The organism is Sphaerochaeta sp. S2, from assembly GCF_016406725.1.
Taxonomy (GTDB): domain Bacteria; phylum Spirochaetota; class Spirochaetia; order Sphaerochaetales; family Sphaerochaetaceae; genus Sphaerochaeta.
In genome coordinates this window covers 1-4,000 of sequence record NZ_JAEKNT010000140.1, presented here as the reverse complement: position 1 = coordinate 4,000, position 4,000 = coordinate 1, and the positions used below count along the sequence as shown (strand labels likewise).

3 protein-coding genes are annotated in these 4,000 nt (G+C 48.6%); all 3 read left to right on the top strand.

Annotated elements, in window-relative coordinates; translation table 11 throughout:
* Nucleotides 1-275: 275 nt before the first annotated feature.
* Nucleotides 276-2,048, top strand: a complete 1,773-nt coding sequence (locus JF818_RS03705) for a sensor histidine kinase (RefSeq protein ID WP_198890636.1) — start codon at nt 276-278, stop codon at nt 2,046-2,048.
* Nucleotides 2,033-3,634 carry an AraC family transcriptional regulator gene (locus JF818_RS03700; RefSeq protein ID WP_198890635.1) on the top strand — a complete coding sequence of 534 codons (1,602 nt, stop codon included), beginning with the start codon at nt 2,033-2,035 and terminating at the stop codon, nt 3,632-3,634. Before JF818_RS03705 ends, JF818_RS03700 begins: the two co-directional genes overlap by 16 nt.
* Nucleotides 3,631-4,000 (top strand): hypothetical protein (locus JF818_RS03695; RefSeq protein WP_198890634.1); only part of this gene is annotated, 370 nt, incomplete at its 3' end. The genes JF818_RS03700 and JF818_RS03695, both read left to right, overlap by 4 nt.

Genomic DNA, 4,000 nt, shown 5'->3' with positions numbered 1-4,000 from the left:
GTACAAGCAAAATCGTCAGTACTTTTTTCATGGATAAACCTCCTTACGGTTCATAACACAGAGGAATCTTTTCCTCTCAGCCTTAGGGTATGGCCCAATGGTTTACAATACCATGCAATTCAATGTGCAAAAGCTTTACTTTCTTCCGTACCTGCAAAAAAAGTTGTACTATTTTCTTTGAACCTGTACTTTTTTCCGAACATTTCCAAGATTCTCCTGTTTCAGGTTGCGCCCTCGTCCCAACGTAGCTCATACTCTCCTGTGGGAGGAGTTGTATGCGGCTGAAAACCTTGAAGGGGAAGATTACGATGATCACCATCACATTCGCCCTTGTCATTGCTATCTTGGTGGCAACCTTCAGTTTCCTGCTCTTCCGTTCATTTGCCCTTGAAAGCCAGATTTCCTCAACTGAGTTCAACCTGCAGTTCATTGGAGCAAAAGCCCGTGAGAATATGGTTGCTATTGACTCCCTTATCAAGTGGTGCACCACCAATACCTTGGTATCTGCATATCTGGAACAGGAGGGAAATACCAATGCCCTGGAAACCTATGAACGGGTAAAGGAAGAGGTAATGAACAACCTCGCCCAGGCATACGTCAGCAGGATCATCATCACCGATATCAACCATACAAAACTCATTCATACCGGTCTCTGGATGAGCGACAGCATGCCGGTAAACACCACCAATGTAGATATGGTGCTTCCCCCTACCTTTACACAAAATGGTGGATGGAACCATATCTGGCAGGACCCCTTCCTCAGGGGAGAAGCACAAGTATTGCCCATCAGGAGAGTGCTCACCCGATCCTCATCCCCAGAGGTGACCGGTCAGCTCTACATCGCGGTAAGTGCCTCGTTGATCCTTGACTTGGTCAAGGACTACACCCTTCCTGAGGGATCCTCCCTGTACCTTGGAATTGGGAACCATTTTTACCAACTGAAGAACAACCGCTTCCATCTGATGCAAGTCCCCGCCATGGAGATAATGGACGCAGATACCGATGGAGAGCAGACCCAAGTTGCAAGGGTCCTCCTGGATGGTAAACAGCAGTTGCTGATCACCTGCCCCACCGGGTTTCAGGACATTACCCTCAGCCAGACCCTTTCATCTGACAAAGTACGTTTTGAGCGTACCACCTACCTCTCCATGCTGGTCATTATCCTGTTGGCAGTCTTGCTCTTTGGAACTATCCTCGCCCTCTTGCTGAACCGGCTCTTCAACCGCCCGATTGCAAAAATCCAGGAGAGGATGAAGGCAATCGCACATAGTGACTTCTCCAGCGACCCAAGCATTGAATGGGAGGATGAGCTGGGTGATATTGGAAGAGGGATCAATGAACTGGCAGGGAGGGTTGATGAGCTGCTTGAACGGCGTGTCACTGATGAGAAAAAGAAACAGGAACTGGAGTACCGTATGCTCCAAAGCCAGATAAATCCCCATTTCCTCTATAATACACTCAACTCCATCAAATGGATGGCCACCTTGCAGAAAGCAACCGGAATAGCTGAGATGACCACCAGCCTCTCCCGACTCATGAAAAATGTAAGCAAAGCCGATGAGCCAATCATCACCTTGGAGGCAGAGCTGGAATTGCTGAATGACTACTTTGTCATCCAGAAGTACCGCTACGGAGGAACCCTTGTCCTACAGGTCTCGATAGATCCAAGCTACTACGCTATAGGCATTCCCCGGTTCACCTTGCAGCCACTGGTGGAAAATGCAATTTTTCATGGCATTGAGCCGAAGGGAGGAGCTGGGACGGTAACCATCGAGGCAAGACTGGAAGAGGATGCATGCAGCCTTATCATCACTGATGACGGAGTAGGAATGGATCAATCCATGATTGATGCTGCCTTCGACTCCAGCAAATCCCCGAACAAGGGCATGTTCACAGAGATTGGAATCAAGAACGTAGCAAAACGAATCGAATATATGTTCAGTGAGAACTACGGACTCACCCTGCAGAGCGAGAAAGGGCTCTACACAAAAGCCATCATTCGTTTACCGCTGCAGAAAAAGGATGGAACAGCATGGCAACCAAACTGATCATAGCCGATGATGAACCGTTGGTCCTGGTCGGACTGCAATCCATGCTTAACTGGAATGAGCTCGGTATCGAGATTGTTGCAGTGGCACGCAATGGATTGCAACTTCAGCAGGCAATAGAAAGAGAACACCCTCAGCTGGTGATCACTGATATCAAGATGCCCATCAAGAGTGGTCTGGAAGTGCTTAAGGAGAGTGGCGCGGTATATGGAAGAGTTCCCCTATTTATCCTCCTTACCAGCTATGAGGAGTTCAGCTATGTCAAGGAAGCACTTACATACCAAGCAGTAGACTATCTGGTTAAGCTTGAATTGACCGAACAGAGCCTCGCTGCATCGGTTCAGAAGGCCTTGGACCTCCTACAGCAGATCAAGGAACAGGGACACCCTCCCTACCCTATGTATGAGCGTGGAGCAATGGGAGCATTTAGAGATAAGTTCTTTGTCCGGTTGTTCAACGGTCTCATAGAAAGCCGGCAGGCCTTCGATTCCCAGAAACAGGAACTGGCTCTCTGTTTTGAAGAGAGGCTCTATGTTGTCTGCTATGTAACCATTGAGAGCAAAGAGGAAGAGGAACGTGATGTGAGCCTCTACTACAGCAGCACCGGTATGCTGAAGGAGACGCTCTCACGCTATCTTACCTGTCATATAACCAGTTTGGACTTGCACCATCTAGCCATCACCTTCTGTTTGAATGAGGAACAAGGAGCTCACTACCGAACCATTATTCGTCAGGTTCTGGAGAAGGCATTGCATGTCATATATAACTACTTTTCCGTGCATCTCCTCTGTTGTGTAGGGCTTCCGGTGAATGACCCATTCCACCTCAGTGACTCGTTCAACTCAGCTCGGCAGTTGCTCACCAGTTCTCAGGAGAAGGCCTCCATCTCTTTCGCTGAACAGAAACAGGAACAACGCTTCAGCCTGGATCCCTATCGCATTCGTCTTACCAGGGCTTTTGAAGAGCTTGATGCAGAGGAGCTGGCCCAGATCATGGAGGATGTAGCAAAAGAGATGGAGAGACAGGGAATCACACCATTGCAGGCAATCGAGAGTGCCAGCAATATCCTCTATATGGCCATCAGTCTGATCCCGGATGGACAGAAACTTGTTGAACAGATCTTCCAGGAGGAACATGGAGGTTACCGGCAACTATACAGTTGCACTACCACCAACCAGTGTTGTGCATACCTTCGCCATCTCGCCGAGGGATTGGGCAAGTATCTGCAGTCCAGAAAGCAGGACTATCGCGCAAAGGTAGTTGCAAATATCCAGCAGTACATCCAGGAAAACATCACCAGGAAACTCAACCTCACAGAGGTTGCCCTGCTCTTCGGGTTCAGCCAGAATTACCTCAGCAGTCTCTTCTCACGCTATAGCGAGTGCAGTTTCGTAGAGTACATCACCAAGGAGAAAGTGCATGCGGCAAAACAGATGATGGCTCAGGGTGAGTACAAGGTGTATGAGATTGCAGAAAAACTTGGGTTTGAAAGCTCCTTCTACTTCAGCAAGGTGTTCAAAAAGGTGGAGGGGCTCAGCCCAAGGCAGTACCTGCAACACCTTTCACGCAAGGGAGACCACGTATGACAAGAGAATACATACCGCTTCTGTCCCACATGAATGGAGTATATCGAACAGCTCCTCCTGCAACGGACAGGAAATTCTGGGATACCCTCATATCCCCTGTATCCTCTCTTATCATCAAGCGTGCAGAAAAAGTGGTTTCTCAGGCAATTCCTGCACTACCAGCGTCTCTCTACCTATCTTTCAGCAGGACAGGCAATCGTACAACTTTTGAAGAGTGTTATTTCACCAGGAGAAGGATGCTTGGAACACTCACATTGGCCTACTGCCTGAAGCCAAAGGAAGTGATCTTGGACAAGATCATCGACCTGGTATGGGCAATCGTCGAGGAGACCAGTTGGTGTCTCCCAGCACACAACAGCTATATAC